Raw genomic sequence first — 16749 nt, forward strand, 5'->3', positions numbered from 1 at the left:
AAGTTCACAGCCGCTCGACAAGTAGGTACCGTCCGACTCGGACAGTCGGCTCGAACTGTCCCAGTCAGTCGGCCGCTTGGGGGCCACTCGCGGCGGCGTCGACGGCGTACAGGCGGGCGGCGTCGACGAGCGACTTGCGGTACTCCGACTCGGAGGGGTCGGCGGCCAGCGATCGGAACAGGCGGGTGAACGCCGGGAGGTCGACGCCGGGGGCGTCGTCGGCCGCCGCGTGCGCGAGGTCGTACAGGCGGTGGTCGTCGTCGACGAGGCCGTGGCGTTCGCACATCGCCAGCGCGAACGCGGCGTTGACGGCGGTGATGTCCGGATCCGACCCAGGCGTCATCCGGCGCGACTCGGGGTGGTGGTGGTCGCGGGGCCGGTCGGCGACGGCGGCGGCCAGTTGCGACTCGAAGAACGTCACGAGTTTCTCGCCGGGGCCGACGGCGAGCGTAATGTCGTCGGCGTACACGTCCTTCATGTGGTTCGCGATCTGATAGCAGTGGAGTACTTTCCGGCGTTCGACCGACGCGCCCGAGAGGGCGAGAAACAGCGCCTCGTCGGTCGACTGGTGGTGAGAGGGGTGTGGCTCCTCGTAGCGGGCCATATGCGACAGTTCGTGGAGGGCGAGTTCGCGCGCCATCGCAGAGGTGGCAGCCTTTCGGGAGATGTTGAGGACGTGGCGGTCGTCGTAGTGGCCGGCCCACGTCCGCTCCTCGGGGTTGTCGCGAACGCGAACCTCGACGGGGAGCGAGAGGTCGTGTTCGGTTTCGAACAGCGACGCCGCCCCGAGGAACGGGTCGGGCGGGACGGCACCGCGGACTCGGATGTCCATGTGTACTATTGGCACGGTCCGGATCGGTTTGACTCTTGTGCCGGCGATCTGTCGATCCAACCGATCCACGAGACGGCGTACCACGGATTGTGGCCACCGGATTCGACGGTTTCGGCGACGGCAAAGCACTACCCTTTTGACCGGGCAGAGAATACCGCTCGGTAATGGGCCGACGAAAGAAAATCGTACAGGAATGTGAGCAGTTGATGGACGAGCCGGAGCAGATCCGGAACATCGCCATCGCGGCTCACGTCGACCACGGGAAGACGACACTGACGGACAACCTGCTCGCTGGCGCGGGTATGATCGCCGACGCGGACGAGGCGACTCAGCTCGTGATGGACACCGAGGAGGACGAGCAGGAGCGTGGGATCACCATCGACGCGGCGAACGTTTCGATGACCCACGAGTACGAGGACGAGAACCACCTCATCAACCTCATCGACACGCCGGGCCACGTCGACTTCGGTGGCGACGTGACGCGGGCGATGCGTGCCGTCGACGGCGCGCTCGTCGTCGTGGACGCCGTCGAGGGCGCGATGCCGCAGACGGAGACGGTCGTTCGGCAGGCGCTCCGCGAGGGCGTCAAGCCGGCGCTGTTCATCAACAAGGTCGACCGCCTCATCTCCGAACTGCAGGAAGGTCCCGAGGAGATGCAGAAGCGTCTCCAGGACGTCATCGCCGACGTCAACGAACTCATCCGCGGGATGACCGAGGAGATGGACGACATCACCGAGGACTGGACGGTCTCCGTCGAGGAGGGTACCGTCGGGTTCGGGTCGGCGCTGTACAAGTGGGGCGTCTCGCTCCCGTCGATGCAGCGCACCGGGATGTCGTTCGCCGACATCATCGAACTGGAGCAGGACCACAAGCGCCAGGAACTCCACGAGCGGACGCCGCTGTCGAACGTCGTGCTCGACATGGTCGCCGAGCACTTCCCGAACCCGCTCAAGGCGCAGCCGTTCCGTATCCCGCGCATCTGGCGCGGCGACGACGAGTCCGAGGTTGCAGAGGACATGCGGACGGTCAACCGCGAGGGCGACATCGTCTTCATGGCGACCGACATCGGGATGGACCCCCACGCCGGCGAGATCGCCACTGGTCGCGTCTTCTCCGGCACGCTCCGCAAGGGGCAGGAGCTGTACGTCTCCGGGACCGCGGGCAAGAACCGCGTCCAGTCCGTCGGGATCTACATGGGCGGTGAGCGCGAGGAACTCGACCGTGGTGTCCCCGCAGGGAACATCGCGGCCGTCACCGGCCTGAAAGACGCCATCGCTGGCTCCACCGTCTCCGACAAGGAGATGACGCCGTTCGAGTCCATCGAGCACATCTCCGAGCCGGTCATCACGAAGTCCGTCGAGGCGAAGTCGATGGACGACCTGCCGAAGCTCATCAAGACGCTCCAGCAGGTCGCGAAGGAGGACCCGACCATCCGCGTGGAGATTAACGAGGACACCGGCGAGCACCTCATCTCCGGACAGGGTGAACTCCACCTCGAGGTCATCACCCAGCGTATCCAGAAGAACCAGGGCATCCCCGTCCAGACCGGTGAGCCCATCGTCGTCTACCGCGAGCAGCCGCAGGAGGCCTCGCGCGAGGTCGAGGGTGTCTCGCCGAACCGCCACAACAAGTTCTACATCACCGTCGAGCCGCTCGGCGACGACATCGTCGACACGATCAAACTCGGCGAGGCGTCGATGGACATGCCCGAACTGGAGCGCCGCGAAGCGCTGCAGGACGCCGGGATGGACAAGGACACGTCCCAGAACGTGGAGCACATCCACGGGACGAACATCCTCATCGACGACACGAAGGGTATCCAGCACCTGAACGAGACGATGGAACTCGTCATCGAGGGCCTCGAAGAGGCGCTCGACGACGGTCCCCTCGCCGCAGAGCCCGTGCAGGGTGCGCTGCTGCGCCTGCACGACGCGCGTCTGCACGAGGACACCATCCACCGCGGTCCGGCGCAGGTCATCCCCGCCGTCCGCGACGCCGTCCACCGCGCGCTCATCGACGGCGAGGTTCGCCTCCTGGAGCCGATTCAGGACGTCCGCATCGACGTGCCCAGCGAGCACATGGGCGACGCCTCCGGCGAGATTCAGGGTCGCCGTGGCCGCGTCGACGACATGTACCAAGAGGGCGACCTCATGGTCATCGAGGGCATCGCGCCCGTCGAGGAGATGATCGGCTTCTCCAGCGACATCCGCTCTGCGACCGAGGGCCGCGCCTCCTGGAACACGGAGAACGCCGGCTTCCGCGTCCTCGTGGACAATCTCCAGCGCGAGAAGATTATGGAGATCCGCGAGCGCAAGGGCATGAAACTCGAACTGCCCCAGCAGATCGACTACATCTAACACCCACGGGACCCGCCCGTCGGCACTGCGGTTTTCTCTCTCCGTTCTCACCGACCCCGAGCGGTTGCGCCGGCTACCCACCCGCCGTCGATCCGTCGCTCGTTCGCCGTCGTCGCCGAGAGACCGTCGGCAATCGTACAGGATTGTTCACACACTGGCAAGCATCGCCAGGGTAGAAGGCTTATCACCTCCCCGTCTACACAGACCGAGTATGCCAAGTGGCACGACCCACGGTCGGCGCGACGGCTGCGAACAACTGATTCAGCCCCGCACGCCGATCACAATTATTGGGTCTGACGCCACACCCCCCGGCGGGACACGGTCGGCGGCGCGCGCGACGACGCCCGCACCAACCACGCTGGGATCGGCCGGTCCCGAACGGAGGGCCGCGTAAGATGCCGTCGGAGTCGACGCCAGCCCCCGACGAGGACGCGGTAGCGGTCGAGGAGAGCGACGAGACGGACGCGGAGACGGACGGCGGGCGCGAGACGGAACTACAGGCCCACACGATCAGACTTGAACTCGTCGACGAACCGGGACAACTGCTCGCGGCGCTGGAGCCAATCGCGGACAACGGCGCGAACCTGCTGTCCATCTTCCACGAGCGAGGGAATCTCACGCCGCGGGGCCGAATCCCGGTCGAAGTCGACATCGAGTGCCCGCCCGCGCGGTTCGAACCGTTGCTAGAGGACCTCCGGGAACGCGGTGTCAACGTGATCCAGGCGGACGCCGAGGAGTACGGCGACGAGGTGACGCTCGTCCTCGTCGGTCACCTCGTCGACACGGACCTGTCGGGCACGCTCAAGAGCATCCAAGACCGCTCAGGTGCGTCGGTCGCGGACATCGACCTGTCGGCACCGGCGGGCGCGGGGTCGGAGGCGCACTCCAGCGCCCGACTCCGCCTGCGTGCGCGGGCGGACGACATCCCCGACGTAATCGCGACGGTGCGGGAGGTGGCCAGCGAGAAGGACATTCGGGTCATCGCACCCCTGGAGGGCCGCCGATGAGACTCGCCATCCTCGGCGCGGGCGCGGTCGGCCGGTCGGTGGCGGAGTTGGCGTCAGAGTACGGCCACACGGTGACCGCGCTGGCCGACTCCAGTTCGGCGGTCGTCGGCGCCGACGGCGTGGCCGTCGACGCCGCCCTCGAACGGAAAGACGCAGGCGAGTCACTCGGAAGCGGCGACCCCGACGACGCGCTCACCGCTGACTACGACGTGCTGGTGGAGGCGACGCCGACGACGCTCGGCGACGCCGAACCCGGCTTCTCGCACCTGCGGGCGGCGCTGGAACGCGACAAGCACGTCGTCCTCGCGAACAAAGGCCCCGTGGCGGAGCGGTACGCGGAGGTGCGCGAACTGGAGGCCGCCTCCGACGGCGAGGTGTACTTCGAGGCGACCGTCGGTGGGGCCATCCCGGTGTGCGCCACCGTCGACGACCTCGGGGCCCAACACGTCTCGGCCGTGCGGGGCGTCCTCAACGGCACGGCGAACTTCGTGCTCTCGCGGATGGCCGCCGAGGGCCTCGACTACGACCACGTCCTCGCGGAGGCGCAGGACTTGGGCGTCGCGGAGGCCGACCCGTCTTTCGACGTTGAGGGGACCGACGCGGCGCTGAAGTGCGTCATCGTCGCGAACGTCCTCCGAGAGGCCGACTGCGACTCCGTCGCAGAACTGCACGACAAGGAAGTGACGCTCGCGGACGCCGACGTGGAGGGCATCCGTGACATCCCCGGGAGCGCACTCGAACTCGCCGCCGAGGACGGGCGCACCGTCCGACTGGTCGGCGAGGCGACCCGCGACCGCGTGAGCGTCGGGCCGCGTCTCGTCCCCGAACACGGGACGCTCGCGGTGACGGGCACGCGCAACATCGTCGAAATCGACCACGAGTACGCCGGCGGCCTCGCCATCTCTGGGCGCGGTGCCGGCGGCGAGGAGACCGCGAGCGCGGTGCTGGCGGACGTAGCGCGACTGGAGTAACGGCCACGACCCTCACCGCGTTCTTTGTTACTACGCGCGTCCCTGCATCGATAGCCCGTGTGAGCGACTGCAACGAACGCGAACAGATCCTGTCTCGATTGGAGCGCGACCCGGTGTGATTGGGGGGGAAATCGACTCCCATCCGGTCCCGCGAACACCCCGTGCAACACCGACACACGGGAGTGTCCCACACGCAAAATCGCAAGAAGGCGGCGGGATGCCCTGCCCCGCGTATCGAAATGGTTTTAGGGCATTCGACCGTTACAAGTCCTTACAGAGCGCCTCAGCGCGTGATTCCACAATGAGCGACAAACCCCACCAGAACCTGGCCATCATCGGCCACGTCGACCACGGGAAATCCACGCTCGTCGGACGGCTCCTCTTCGAGACAGGGAGCGTCCCCGAGCACGTGATCGAGCAGCACCGAGAAGAGGCAGAGGAGAAGGGCAAGGGCGGCTTCGAGTTCGCCTACGTCATGGACAACCTCGCCGAAGAACGTGAGCGCGGTGTCACCATCGACATCGCCCACCAGGAGTTCGACACCGACGAGTACTACTTCACCATCGTCGACTGCCCGGGCCACCGTGACTTCGTGAAGAACATGATCACGGGTGCCTCGCAGGCAGACAACGCGGTACTCGTCGTCGCGGCCGACGACGGTGTCGCGCCCCAGACCCGCGAGCACGTCTTCCTCGCCCGCACGCTCGGCATCAACGAGCTGATCGTCGCGGTGAACAAGATGGACGTCGTCGACTACTCCGAGGACACCTACAAGGAGGTCGTCTCCGAGGTCAAGGACCTGCTCAAGCAGGTCCGCTTCGGCACGGAAGACGCTTCCTTCATCCCGATCTCGGCGTTCGAGGGCGACAACATCGCCGAGCGCTCGGACAACACGTCGTGGTACGACGGCGAGATTCTCCTGGAGGCACTCAACAGCCTGCCGGAGTCGGAGCCGCCGACGGACGCGCCGCTGCGTCTGCCTATCCAGGACGTCTACACCATCTCGGGTATCGGGACCGTCCCCGTCGGACGCCTCGAGACCGGCGAGATGCGCTCGGGTGACAACGTCTCCTTCCAGCCGTCCGACGTGGGTGGCGAAGTGAAGACGATCGAGATGCACCACGAAGAGGTCGACTACGCGGGCCCCGGCGACAACGTCGGATTCAACGTCCGCGGCGTCGGCAAGGACGACATCCGCCGCGGCGACGTCTGTGGTCCCGCGGACGACCCGCCGACGGTCGCCGAGACCTTCCAGGCGCAGGTCGTCGTCATGCAGCACCCGTCCGTCATCACGGCGGGCTACACCCCGGTCTTCCACGCCCACACGGCGCAGGTCGCGTGTACGGTCGAGTCGCTCGACCAGAAGCTCGACCCGTCCTCGGGCGAGGTCGCCGAGGAGAACCCGGACTTCATCAAGTCCGGCGACGCGGCCATCGTGACGGTGCGCCCGCAGAAGCCCCTCAGCATCGAGCCGTCCAGCGAAATTCCGGAACTGGGCTCCTTCGCCATCCGTGACATGGGTCAGACCATCGCGGCCGGCAAGGTGCTCTCCGTCAACGAGCGGTAAATGCCCGGGCAACAAGCGCGCGTCCGACTCGCGGGCACGAGCCCCGACGACCTGGACGACATCTGCGCCGACGTTCGCGAGATCGCGGACAAGACCGGCGTGGCGCTGTCCGGCCCCATCCCGCTGCCCACGAAGACGCTGGAAGTCCCGTCTCGCAAGTCCCCCGACGGTGAGGGGACGGCGACGTGGGAGCACTGGGAGATGCGCGTCCACAAGCGGCTGATCGACATCGACGCCGACGAACGCGCGCTCCGCCAGCTCATGCGGATCCAGGTCCCGAACGACGTCTCGATCGAGATCGTCTTAGAGGACTGAACTGAGGCGCACCGGACCACACGGTCCGACGTCTACCGTTCTCACGTTTTTCACACCGCCCAGCGGCGGCACCGTTTTGCGGACGCGGGCGGTAGAACTGGTGTGTCTCACTCGACCACGACGACCGCGCTCCGCCCCGTCGCGGAGACGCTGGCGGCGATGACGCTCGTCTCGCTGGCCTACTGGCTGGTGAGCCTTGTCGCTGCGCCGCTTGCAGCCCTGCTGTTCGTCCTCTCGGGTGCGGTGGTCGCGACGCCGTGGACGCTCGCGACGAGCGTGTACGCCCACGCCGGTCTCGGCCACCTCCTCTCGAACGCACTCGTCGTCGTCGTGGCCGGCGTCCCCGTCGCGGCAACGACGACACGCGCTCGCTTTCACGCGTTCGTCCTCGCGACCGGTGCGCTCGCGGGCCTCGCACAGGTATTCGTGGGCGGTCTGCTCTCTCCCGTGGGGGTGGTCGGTATCAGCGGCGCGGCGTTCGCACTCGTCGGCTACGTCCTCGCGGCCAATCCCGCCGCCGACGCACTCGGTCGCGTCGCCGGCCGCCTCGGCGTCTCCCAGCGTGTCGTCGTCCTCGGCGTCGGCCTCGTCGCAGCCGTCGTGACGCTCGCGTTCAGCGCGCCCGGAAGCGCCATCGTCGCACATCTCGTCGGGTTCCTTGTGGGCGTCGTCGCCGGGCGTGTTCGCCTGCTGCGTGTGTGAAGAACGCACGCAGGAACGGTGAAACGGAACCCTCAAGTGTCATCCCGGACTCTCACGAAGTGCGGGCTCGTAGATCAGTGGTAGATCGCTTCCTTCGCAAGGAAGAGGCCCTGGGTTCAAATCCCAGCGAGTCCACTTCCGCTTCTCATTCCGTACACCGTCCGTGAGGTGACAGTAACCGAACAGCACCTCGTAGCGGAGATTATTGCCGCAACCTGCGTACGTCCGTACGGTGAACACAGATGGTGTATCTCATTGCCCGCGCGACTGTCGCGGACTTCGACGCGTGGCGCACGGCGTTCGACTCGAACGACGACTACCGAACGGAACACGGGCAGCGTGGCTACCAAGTGTTCCGACCACGTGACACTCGCGACGAGGTCGTCGTTGTGTTCGACTGGGCCGACGACCGGTCTCCAGTGGAGTTCTTCAGTTCCCCGGAGATGCGCGACCGGATGCGCGAGGCTGGCATTCAGGGACGGCCGGAGATGACCCTCGCGGACGAGGTCACGAAGATGGCTCCCGCAGGGTCGTCCGCCTGACTCTCGGCACCGGCGTCGACGCCACCAGTTGGTCAGCACACGACTGACGGGTGCCGGTCGCTAGCGGGCGGTCGTCGCTCGGTCGAACTCGTCACTCCCCCGCCAGCAACACGTCCGCGAGTTCCACGAGCGAGTCGACGTCGTATCTCGGTTCTCGGTCCAGTTTGTCGTCCACGTTGAACTCCCGACGGACGAACGCCGCGTCGATGCCGGCGTTGTGTGCGGCGGCCACGTCGGACTCACGGTCGCCGACGTAGATGGCGCGGTCCGGCGTCAAGTCGGCGAGCGCCCGGTCCATATACGTCGTCGTCGGCTTCTCCGCGCCGATGTCCTCGACGCCCGGTCCAAGCCCGTACCAGGTGTCGAAGTGGCCGGCGAGGTCAAATCGGTCAAGGACCGTCTCGACGGCCGAGTGCTGGTTGTTACTCACGATGCCACGGGCACCAGGTACGTCGAGGACGGCGTCGGCGTCGTCGTAGAGGGTCTTCTCGCCTTCGCTGATCGCGGTCGCCTGATTCTCGGTGACGAACTCGTTGCGGTATCGCCAGAGACGGTCGAACCCGACTCCGTGGGTCGATTCGAAGTAGGTCGTCACCTCGTCGAGGTCGCCGCGGAGGGTCCGAACGGCGTGGAACTCCGCGTCGGTGGGATCGTCCACGCCAGCCGCCGCGAGCGCCCGCTCTGCGGCGTCGTCGAACACCCACGACGGCGATCGCTCTACCAACACCCCGTCCATATCGAACACGATGGCGTCGTACTCCATGGGGGGTTCACCGGACCCGACCGTATCAGCCTGCTGACTTGCCTCCGATGGCAAGACCAGCCGACGAGCCGGAGTAACATTTATCGACACCGACCGTAAATCAGTTTTAATAGATCATGAACGTTGAGATGCTCACGACCGACTTCCTCGACCGCGCTGTCGACCTCTACAGCGACGTCGTTGGCGTCGTCTCACACGAGGGGACAGAGTACACCTACGCGGAGTTCGCAGACCGCGTGAATCAGGTGTCGAACGCCCTGCTGGAGATGGGCGTCGAACAGGGTGACCGCGTGGCACTGTTGTCGCCGAACACGCACTACTTCTTGGAGACGTTGTACGGAACCAACCAGATCGGCGCGGTGTTCGTGCCGATGAACTACCTGTTGACGCCCGACGACTTCGACTACATCCTGAACGACTGCGAGGCGTCGGTCGTCATCGCGGACTACGACTACGCGCACAACATCGAACCCGTCCGCGACGAGGTGCCCGCCGAACACTTCGTCGGCTACCGCGCCGACGACATCGACGGCGAGTGGACGGACTACGAGGAGTGGATCGGTGCGCAGTCGACGAGCGCACCCGAGCGTCCCGACATCGACGAAGACGACGACGCCTCGGTCAACTACACCTCGGGGACGACTGGCGACCCCAAAGGCGTCGTTCGGACCCACCGAACCGAGCAGTGGCACGCGCTGATCCTCAATCAGCACATGGAGATCAGTGACGACGACACCTACCTGTGGACGCTGCCGATGTTCCACTGCAACGGCTGGGGCCACACCTACGCCATCACGGGGACGGGCGGCACCCACGTCTGTCAGCGGACGTTCGACGCCGAGTCGACGCTTCGCCGGGTGCGTGAGCACGACGTCTCGTTCCTGTGTGGAGCGCCGACCGTCCTCAACCGACTCGTCTCGTACATCGAGGAGAATCCCGACGTGGAGACGACGGGCGACCGTGACGTGCGCATCGCGACCGCCGGCAGCGCCCCCGCGACGGCGACGATCACCACCGTCGAAGACGAGATTGGCTGGCGCATCATCCACATCTACGGCCTCACTGAGACCGCACCCGTGATCACCACCTCGAACTCGCCGCGACGCCTCGCCGAACGGGGCCGTAACCTCAAGGTGTCACAGGGGAGCGAGGCGCTTTGTACGGACGTGCGCGTCGTCGACGACGACGGCAACGACGTTCCCAACGACAACGGCACCATCGGCGAAATCGTCGTGCAGGGCAACCAAGTGATGGACCGCTACCTGAACAAAGCGGAGGCGACTCACGAGGCGTTCAACGCGAAGCGCCCCGGCTACTTCCACACGGGCGACCTCGCGACCATCGACGAGGACGGGATGATCACGATCCAGGATCGGCAGAAGGACATCATCATCTCCGGCGGTGAGAACGTCTCATCCATCGAGGTGGAGGACGTCCTCTACGACCACCCCGACATCGCGAAAGCGGCCGTCATCCCGACGCCGAGCGAGGAGTGGGGCGAGGCGGTCACCGCGCTCATCGTCCAGAAGCCTGGAGCGGGCCTGACCATCGAGGCGGTCAAGGAGTTCGCGGGCGAGCGACTGGCACGCTACAAGATCCCGAAAGTCGTCGAGTTCGTTGACGAACTCCCAGAGACCGCGACCGGGAAGATCCAGAAGTACCAACTCCGCCAGGAGTACTGGGAGGACGAGGAGCGACTCGTCGGACAGGGGTAGTCAGCGGCGAGCGGCCACCTCGACGCCTTCGGATTTTCGACGAGCGAACGACCCCGGACAGCGTCGCTGCTCGGAGGCGAAGCGTACGGAGCAGAACAGTCGGACAGCAACGGGACCGGGGGCGGGTATGGTGGCGGGTCGTATCTGGTGGCACGTGATACGAGCCCCCTGGTCCACGGAGCCGAACGCGTCGGGGTCTGAGATAGCACGAGTACCCAACGCGGGTGACGGGAGCGACCGTCTTCGAGAGAACGATGGACACACGATTGGGACGGTCTCTCGGTCTGATCGGTAACACCACGACAGAACGGGTGGCGCTCCCAGTCGAACTCACGGCGAGCCGTGTAGCGTCGTTTCCATCACCTCCACTCTCGGCCACGATGGCGATATTGAAAAACGTTCTGGTGATATCGACATAGATACCTTAGATTGTATTACGAGCGTACTTTTATTCGATTCTGGAGACAAACTCCAGAATCGTATATCGGACATAGAGTTACAAACGTCCGCTTCGGTACGCGGCGTGCTACACCTCGCTTCATCTCCCTGCCGGGTCCCGTCAGCGAGAATCCGGTGAGTGCGACTGGCCCGCAAGCCGCGTTCGGCGCGTGTCACGTCGCGTACTTTGAGGTAGGTCGCGACCCAACGCTAGTCGTGACAGCGACCGATCCGGATCACCGGCCCGTCGCGGACCACCTCGCCGTCGACCACGAGCGTCGCCAGGTGAACGGCGTCGACCTCCACGTCGTGACAGCTGGTGACCCGACAGCACCCCTGGTCGTCCTCCTCCACGGCTTTCCCGAGTTCTGGTACGGGTGGCACCGCGCCATCACGCCGCTGGTCGAGGCGGGCTACCGCGTCGTCGTCCCCGACCAACGAGGGTACAACCGTAGCGAGAAGCCCGCCGGTGTCCGTCCGTACCGCATCACGGAACTCGCCGCGGACGTGGTCGGCCTCATCGACGCCGAGGACACACCGGCGGCACACGTCGTCGGCCACGACTGGGGCGCGTTCGTCGCCTGGGACTTGGCGCTGCGGTATCCGCGCCGGGTGAACCGCCTCGGCATCGTCAACGTTCCGCACCCGACGGCGTTTCGCCGCCGCCTCGTCCGCGACCCGCGGCAACTCCTGCGTAGTTGGTACGCCTTCCTGTTCCAACTTCCCCGACTCCCCGAGTGGGCCGCCGCCCGCGACGACTTCGCGCTGTGGACGCGCGTCCTCACCGACGGCGTTCCACCGGGGACGTTCACCGACGCCGACCTCGACCGCTATCGCGAGGCGTGGGGACAGCCTGGCGCGGCGCGTGCGATGGTCAACTGGTACCGTGCGGTCCCGCGGTACCCCTCGTTTCCGCCGCGCGAGGAGGTGGCGGCGCCGACCCTCGTTATGTGGGGAGAACAGGACACGGCGCTCGTCCCCGAACTGGCGGCCGACAGCGTCGCCTTCTGCGCGAATGGCCGTCTCGAACGCTTCCCCGACGCGGGCCACTTCCTCACGCACGAACGGCCCGACGCGGTCGCAGACCTGCTGGTCGACCACTTCGACGGTTGAGGCTGTTATCGAATCGGCACGGACAGATCGTAGCAGGACGCGACCGCGACTGCGCCGAACGCAAGTGGCGCGGACGTGATGGCCGTCGCCGGGTCGAACGGGCGAGCAACGATGGCGGCGACCGCAAGTCCGGCGAGGTACACCCCCGCGCGGGCGACCCGCGCCCGCGTCGAGTCGCGAGCGAGCACCGGTACGAACGCGAGTACGCCGACGGCGACGGCGAACGCGACGCCGGCGGCGACGAACTCTCCGCCGACCCGACCTGCGAGGACGCCGCCGAACGTCGCCAGCGACACCGCCGCGGCGACGACGCAGAAGCGCCGCAGGAAGCGGCGGTAGCCGACGCCCGTCCCGAGTTTCCGTCGTGAGAGGCGCGGCCACGACGCACCGACGTGGTAGCCCTGTCGCCCCGCCGCGATGGCGAGTGCCGCCGCGTACAGTCCGACGATGACGGCTGGGCCGAGCAAAGTCGCTCTGGTGGGCGACTGGAACGCGAGCCAGATGAACGGGAGGCCGAATCCGAACACCTGCCAGACGCCGTAGTAGCCGAACGACGTCCACCATCCCGGGTCGGCCTCACGGTCGCGCTCGGACGCGCGGTCGACGGCGTGGTGTCGGGTCGACGACATAGCGGATCGTCGACCGCGAGTCACAAAAGTGGTTCTCCGGCGCGGGGGAGTCGCCAGAGCGGGAGGGACAGTGTCGATCCTTCGGTGATCGACCACCTCGACGCTGTACCTCGATTTCACTTTCACTCCGCGTGGCTCGCGTACAAGAGGGTTCCGCCCACAGCAAGCGGTATGAGTACGACGCCCGCCGTCGCCTCGCCCGAACGAGTCGACGTAGAGACTGCGACTCGCGCACGAATCGACGTCAGCGAGACGAGCGTACACGAGGTGGAATCGTTCCTGCGACGCAACGACTGTGAGGTACACTTCGAGCGTCGCGGTGGGACGACCGACTTGGTCGTCGTCGCCGAACGGTAACTCGCCCTCGCTCGGCGGCCCGAACGCGCCGGCTTCCGCTTACTCGGGGATGGTGTCCGGCCGATCGTACTGCGCGTCCTCGGGGTCGTCCATCACCTCGACGCCGCGGTTGTTCACCGCGTACGGGTCGAGACCGACCTCCTGCATAAACTGCTTGTAGAGGCGTTCGGCCGTCTCCGCGTCTTTCTGTTTGTCGGAGGCGCTGTCACACAGTTCGATGAGGGTCTCTGGCACGTCGTTCTCGTGGACGATCCAGTGGTTGATCAGGTCCGACAGGCGGCGGATGGGCGAGGTGAAGTGGCCGTAGATGTCGAAGTTGAGCGCGTGGTGGCCACCGAAGGGGTCGTTCATGTACTTCGCCCGCGGCATCACCTTCAGCACGGCCCGCTGAATCTTGTTGAGTTGGCGGTCCGGCGCGGCTTCGAGCGCAGCGTTGACCGCCTTGCGGGGGTCGTCGCCCCACGCGTTGCCAGGGATGGAGACGCCGTCGAGTTCCTGTATCTCTTTGAGCGCCTCGTTCCACTGCTCGGGGGTCGGCTGTGGGTGGACCCGGTACATCGCCTCGACGCCGCGATTCCACATCAGTTCGTGCGTGACCGCCTTGTTCGCCTTCAGCATACACTCCTCGATGATGGTGTGGGCGCGGTCACGGCTGGGGTTGAGGACGAGTGACCCGTCCTCCTTCCGCTGTTCGTGGAGTTGATCGGCCACCTCGTACGCGAGCGTGCACTTCTCGTGGAGTGGCGCGTCGGGGTCTTCGAGTCGCCGCTCACACTGCTTGTAGGTGAGTCGTTCGTCGGAGTTGATCACCGACTTGTAGATGTCGAGTTCGTCGAACGAGAGCGTCTCCTTGTCGAGACGCATCTCGACGGTGTGTGCGAGGCGGTCCTCGTTGGGCACCAGCGAGCACACCGTCTCCGCGAGGATGGGTGGGAGCATGTGGATTGTGTACCCCGGGAGGTACACCGTATTGCCACGCTCGACGGCCTCGTCCCACATCGCGGAGTCGGGGTGGACGTAGTGGCTTACGTCGGCGATGTGGACCCACAGGTGGTACTCCTCGTCGTGTTCTTCGATGGAGATTGCGTCGTCGAAGTCCTGTGCGTCGGCGGGGTCGGTCGTCCACGTCGTCAGGTCTCGGAGGTCCTGTCGCTCGTCGACCGCGTCTTGAATCTCCTGTTGAACGTCTTTCGTCCGCTCTTTCGCCTCGCGTGTCACCTCGGGCGGGAACTTGTCGCGAATGCCGAACTCCTCGAACAGCGACTCGCGTTTGTCCGCTAGCGCGTCGGCCAGTCCCTCTGTGATAGTCACCGGCCCCTGGGCCTCGGCGGTTCCTGGGTCCGGTTCCTCTTCCGACTGTGCGTCACTCATACGGCGGCGTACGGGAGTCCGGTACCTGAGGGTTTCGGGGGAACCAAAATGCGGCGAGGAAACAGGCGTCGATACGAGGAAGGACGGAGTGTCGAGCGAGCGCAGTCAGTCGCTGCGACCTTCGGTGTCTTCGGCGTCGGCCGCGGCGTCGCCATAGCGGGCGGTTACCTCTCGCTGGTACGCGCGGACGTACGCCTCCTGTGAGTCGCCGCCGGCGTCCGCCTCGACGTCCTGCAAGAGCGATTCGAGGCCGTCACGAGGCTGGTGTGAGAGGTCGCGGTAACACTCCTTACAGAGGTACTCAAACTCCTTGTCGCGACGATTCCAGCGGTCGCCCTCCTTGTCGTACTCACGGGCGTTCTCGCGGGGGAGCGACTCGCCGCAGGCGATGCAGATGACGGAGGACCGGTCCCGGTCCCGCCGGGAACCCCACATACACAGTACTGTGACGGGCGCGAACTTAGCGTTTGTCGTGTGAACACCAGTCACGTCGCTTGGTAACTCGATACTACCCATTGACTCACGCGCACGACGCTCGCGCGACGGTGGTGGGGGGGTGAGAACCGAACGGTCGATTTATGCGGCACACGGACGGACTCGGTCGTATGCAAGTCAAATCCCGACATCACCTCCGAAGCGACGCAGTCTCCGACATCCGAGATGCGCTCGCCGACACACTCGGCATCGAGTTGGAGGGCGACTCCTTCGAGTTGGTCGAACTCACCGACTCGCCGTTCGATCTGGTCCTCGTCGACGGCGACCCAGACGTCCTCTACTACGAGAGCGACGCCGGCCGGGAACCGTTTCTCACCGTCCGCGGCGCGAACGCCCACCCGCCCGAACGCGGCGTCGTCACCGTCGACGCGGGCGCGGTGTCGTTCGTCTCCGACGGCGCGGACGTGATGCGTCCCGGCATCACCGAAGCCGACGACTCCATCAGCGGGGGCGACATCGTCGCCATCGCCGAGGAGACGCACGGCAAGGTGCTCGGCGTCGGACGCGCACTCGTCGACGGCAGCGAGATGGTCGGCGATGCCGGGAAGGTGGTGAAGTCGCTGCACCACGTCGGCGACGACCTGTACGAGTTCTCCGTCTGAGTTCTCCGTCTGCGTTCTCCGGTCGCTTCGCTCGGCCGTCAAAGTACGAACACGCTGACAGCCACGGCGACCGGGCTACACACGAGGAGTCCGACGCCGACGAAGAACACCCGCAGGTCCGACGCCATCGACGTCGGCGTGTTGTCTGCGGCGTCGCTGACGGTGCCCGCGACGCCCATCGAGTCGGCGTTCGACGCCGCGGTCGTCGTTCGGACGTTCCCGCCGCCGCCGGTCACCCACAGCATCGTCCCGAGACCGAGGACGAACGTGACGACGGCCGCGGCCGTCCCCGCGACGGCGACGAGGACGGCGACGCTCCCGCCGCCGACGAGGAGGCTGTATCGGAGGAGGCCGCGACGGATGAGCGACCAGTCCATACGCGAACACACTCGCGTGCTGACAAGTAGGTTCGGGTGCGTCGTCACTGAGACTCCGTGGACGTCGGCTCACAGGGATCGTCCGCGTACGTCGGACCGATGCCGATGGGCGCGTTCGCCGACTCCGCGAGACTGCCCATCTTGACGACTGCGGCGAGACAGCCCGGGTCGTCGCGGTCGTCGGGGTAGTAGTCGTCGTAGTCGTCGCGGGTGAACGTGTGCTCCCAGGTCCGTGACTCCCTGTCGCCGTCGTCGCCGTAGTGGGTGGCGTGGACGGTGTACGCACCGCGGACCTCCGGCCACGTCGGCGGGACAACCGTCATCGGGAGTCCGTCCCCACCACCCATCGCGGGCAGTTCGACCGGTCGGTCGAGCACCGTCTCCTCGTCGCGCGTCACGAGCAGTCGGATCCGATTGGAGACGAACGAGGCGTTGATCACTTCGATCCGTCCGAGTACCGTCCCGTTCCCGCCGAGCGGCGAGGTGCATCCGGCGAGTGAGCACAGTCCGGCCGCGGCGACGCCTTCGAGGACTCTGCGACGACGCATTGGACTCGGTGTCGAAGCGCCGGTGGGAAATAGGTGACCGCTCCGCCG

General features: G+C 66.1%; 18 protein-coding genes and 1 tRNA gene. 12 read left to right on the plus strand and 7 right to left on the minus strand.

Features of this window, described 5'->3' with window-relative positions; translation table 11 throughout:
• Positions 1 to 64 precede the first annotated feature (64 nt).
• A complete protein-coding gene (locus tag P0D77_RS14620) occupies positions 65 to 832 on the minus strand; it encodes a DUF5781 family protein (protein ID WP_277553844.1) in 768 nt (255 codons plus the stop codon).
• Positions 833 to 996: 164 nt separating this feature from the next.
• Between P0D77_RS14620 and P0D77_RS14625 the strand changes: the two genes are divergently transcribed.
• The 8 genes from P0D77_RS14625 (at position 997) to P0D77_RS14660 (ending at position 8293) form a co-directional block, all read left to right on the plus strand.
• Entirely contained in the window at positions 997 to 3189 is a 2193-nt protein-coding gene (locus P0D77_RS14625; RefSeq protein ID WP_277553845.1) for an elongation factor EF-2, read from the plus strand.
• A gap of 395 nt (positions 3190 to 3584) precedes the next feature.
• Positions 3585 to 4196, plus strand: a complete 612-nt coding sequence (locus P0D77_RS14630) for an amino acid-binding protein (RefSeq protein ID WP_277553846.1) — start codon at positions 3585 to 3587, stop codon at positions 4194 to 4196.
• Entirely contained in the window at positions 4193 to 5167 is a 975-nt protein-coding gene (locus P0D77_RS14635; protein ID WP_277553847.1) for a homoserine dehydrogenase, read from the plus strand. The genes P0D77_RS14630 and P0D77_RS14635 overlap by 4 nt, the downstream gene beginning before the upstream one ends.
• A gap of 301 nt (positions 5168 to 5468) precedes the next feature.
• The gene (gene tuf / locus P0D77_RS14640; protein WP_277553848.1) at positions 5469 to 6734 is read left to right on the plus strand and encodes a translation elongation factor EF-1 subunit alpha; all 1266 of its coding nucleotides are present in this window, start codon (positions 5469 to 5471) and stop codon (positions 6732 to 6734) included.
• Positions 6735 to 7049: a 30S ribosomal protein S10 gene (gene rpsJ, locus P0D77_RS14645; RefSeq protein WP_277553849.1), complete on the plus strand. Its 315-nt coding sequence runs from the start codon at positions 6735 to 6737 to the stop codon at positions 7047 to 7049.
• A 102-nt stretch (positions 7050 to 7151) separates the two neighbouring features.
• Positions 7152 to 7751 carry a rhomboid family intramembrane serine protease gene (locus tag P0D77_RS14650; RefSeq protein WP_277553850.1) on the plus strand — a complete coding sequence of 200 codons (600 nt, stop codon included), beginning with the start codon at positions 7152 to 7154 and terminating at the stop codon, positions 7749 to 7751.
• 63 nt (positions 7752 to 7814) lie between these two features.
• Positions 7815 to 7886, plus strand: a tRNA-Ala gene (locus P0D77_RS14655).
• A gap of 107 nt (positions 7887 to 7993) precedes the next feature.
• The gene (locus P0D77_RS14660; protein ID WP_277553851.1) at positions 7994 to 8293 is read left to right on the plus strand and encodes an antibiotic biosynthesis monooxygenase; all 300 of its coding nucleotides are present in this window, start codon (positions 7994 to 7996) and stop codon (positions 8291 to 8293) included.
• A 91-nt stretch (positions 8294 to 8384) separates the two neighbouring features.
• On the opposite strand, the gene P0D77_RS14665 is transcribed toward P0D77_RS14660, so the two are convergent.
• On the minus strand, positions 8385 to 9056 hold the full coding sequence (locus P0D77_RS14665) for an HAD family hydrolase (RefSeq protein WP_277553852.1): 672 nt from the start codon (positions 9054 to 9056) through the stop codon (positions 8385 to 8387).
• A gap of 116 nt (positions 9057 to 9172) precedes the next feature.
• On the opposite strand from P0D77_RS14665, the gene P0D77_RS14670 reads away from it, so the two are divergent.
• Entirely contained in the window at positions 9173 to 10771 is a 1599-nt protein-coding gene (locus P0D77_RS14670; protein ID WP_277553853.1) for a class I adenylate-forming enzyme family protein, read from the plus strand.
• A 654-nt stretch (positions 10772 to 11425) separates the two neighbouring features.
• Positions 11426 to 12322: an alpha/beta fold hydrolase gene (locus P0D77_RS14675; protein WP_432764847.1), complete on the plus strand. Its 897-nt coding sequence runs from the start codon at positions 11426 to 11428 to the stop codon at positions 12320 to 12322.
• Between the two features lie 5 nt (positions 12323 to 12327).
• Here P0D77_RS14675 and P0D77_RS14680 read toward each other — a convergent pair whose 3' ends face one another.
• A complete protein-coding gene (locus P0D77_RS14680) occupies positions 12328 to 12951 on the minus strand; it encodes a hypothetical protein (RefSeq protein WP_277553855.1) in 624 nt (207 codons plus the stop codon).
• Between the two features lie 171 nt (positions 12952 to 13122).
• Between P0D77_RS14680 and P0D77_RS14685 the strand changes: the two genes are divergently transcribed.
• On the plus strand, positions 13123 to 13308 hold the full coding sequence (locus P0D77_RS14685; RefSeq protein WP_277553856.1) for a hypothetical protein: 186 nt from the start codon (positions 13123 to 13125) through the stop codon (positions 13306 to 13308).
• A gap of 39 nt (positions 13309 to 13347) precedes the next feature.
• Here P0D77_RS14685 and P0D77_RS14690 read toward each other — a convergent pair whose 3' ends face one another.
• Positions 13348 to 14679 carry a ribonuclease catalytic domain-containing protein gene (locus tag P0D77_RS14690; protein WP_277553857.1) on the minus strand — a complete coding sequence of 444 codons (1332 nt, stop codon included), beginning with the start codon at positions 14677 to 14679 and terminating at the stop codon, positions 13348 to 13350.
• Positions 14680 to 14784: 105 nt separating this feature from the next.
• On the minus strand, positions 14785 to 15114 hold the full coding sequence (locus P0D77_RS14695; protein WP_277553858.1) for a DUF7562 family protein: 330 nt from the start codon (positions 15112 to 15114) through the stop codon (positions 14785 to 14787).
• A 170-nt stretch (positions 15115 to 15284) separates the two neighbouring features.
• Here P0D77_RS14695 and P0D77_RS14700 point away from each other — a divergent pair, with 170 nt between their 5' ends.
• Positions 15285 to 15776, plus strand: coding sequence for an RNA-binding protein (locus tag P0D77_RS14700; protein ID WP_277553859.1), 492 nt, complete (start codon positions 15285 to 15287; stop codon positions 15774 to 15776).
• 38 nt (positions 15777 to 15814) lie between these two features.
• On the opposite strand, the gene P0D77_RS14705 is transcribed toward P0D77_RS14700, so the two are convergent.
• Complete coding sequence (locus P0D77_RS14705; RefSeq protein WP_277553860.1) at positions 15815 to 16153, minus strand: DUF8070 family membrane protein; 339 nt, start codon at positions 16151 to 16153, stop codon at positions 15815 to 15817.
• A 44-nt stretch (positions 16154 to 16197) separates the two neighbouring features.
• Complete coding sequence (locus tag P0D77_RS14710) at positions 16198 to 16701, minus strand: hypothetical protein (protein WP_277553861.1); 504 nt, start codon at positions 16699 to 16701, stop codon at positions 16198 to 16200.
• Between the last annotated feature and the right edge of the window lie 48 nt (positions 16702 to 16749).

The sequence above is a fragment of the Halobaculum limi genome (genome assembly GCF_029490015.1).
GTDB lineage: Archaea > Halobacteriota > Halobacteria > Halobacteriales > Haloferacaceae > Halobaculum > Halobaculum limi.

Bases quoted from the DNA above. Each gene is read 5' to 3' on its own strand.
- P0D77_RS14620 (WP_277553844.1), bottom strand. From the start codon at position 832: ATGGACATCCGAGTCCGCGGTGCCGTCCCGCCCGACCCGTTCCTCGGG.
- P0D77_RS14625 (WP_277553845.1), top strand. From the start codon at position 997: ATGGGCCGACGAAAGAAAATCGTACAGGAATGTGAGCAGTTGATGGAC.
- P0D77_RS14630 (WP_277553846.1), top strand. From the start codon at position 3,585: ATGCCGTCGGAGTCGACGCCAGCCCCCGACGAGGACGCGGTAGCGGTC.
- P0D77_RS14635 (WP_277553847.1), top strand. From the start codon at position 4,193: ATGAGACTCGCCATCCTCGGCGCGGGCGCGGTCGGCCGGTCGGTGGCG.
- tuf (WP_277553848.1), top strand. From the start codon at position 5,469: ATGAGCGACAAACCCCACCAGAACCTGGCCATCATCGGCCACGTCGAC.
- rpsJ (WP_277553849.1), top strand. From the start codon at position 6,735: ATGCCCGGGCAACAAGCGCGCGTCCGACTCGCGGGCACGAGCCCCGAC.
- P0D77_RS14660 (WP_277553851.1), top strand. From the start codon at position 7,994: ATGGTGTATCTCATTGCCCGCGCGACTGTCGCGGACTTCGACGCGTGG.
- P0D77_RS14665 (WP_277553852.1), bottom strand. From the start codon at position 9,056: ATGGAGTACGACGCCATCGTGTTCGATATGGACGGGGTGTTGGTAGAG.
- P0D77_RS14670 (WP_277553853.1), top strand. From the start codon at position 9,173: ATGAACGTTGAGATGCTCACGACCGACTTCCTCGACCGCGCTGTCGAC.
- P0D77_RS14680 (WP_277553855.1), bottom strand. From the start codon at position 12,951: ATGTCGTCGACCCGACACCACGCCGTCGACCGCGCGTCCGAGCGCGAC.
- P0D77_RS14685 (WP_277553856.1), top strand. From the start codon at position 13,123: ATGAGTACGACGCCCGCCGTCGCCTCGCCCGAACGAGTCGACGTAGAG.
- P0D77_RS14690 (WP_277553857.1), bottom strand. From the start codon at position 14,679: ATGAGTGACGCACAGTCGGAAGAGGAACCGGACCCAGGAACCGCCGAG.
- P0D77_RS14695 (WP_277553858.1), bottom strand. From the start codon at position 15,114: ATGTGGGGTTCCCGGCGGGACCGGGACCGGTCCTCCGTCATCTGCATC.
- P0D77_RS14700 (WP_277553859.1), top strand. From the start codon at position 15,285: ATGCAAGTCAAATCCCGACATCACCTCCGAAGCGACGCAGTCTCCGAC.
- P0D77_RS14705 (WP_277553860.1), bottom strand. From the start codon at position 16,153: ATGGACTGGTCGCTCATCCGTCGCGGCCTCCTCCGATACAGCCTCCTC.
- P0D77_RS14710 (WP_277553861.1), bottom strand. From the start codon at position 16,701: ATGCGTCGTCGCAGAGTCCTCGAAGGCGTCGCCGCGGCCGGACTGTGC.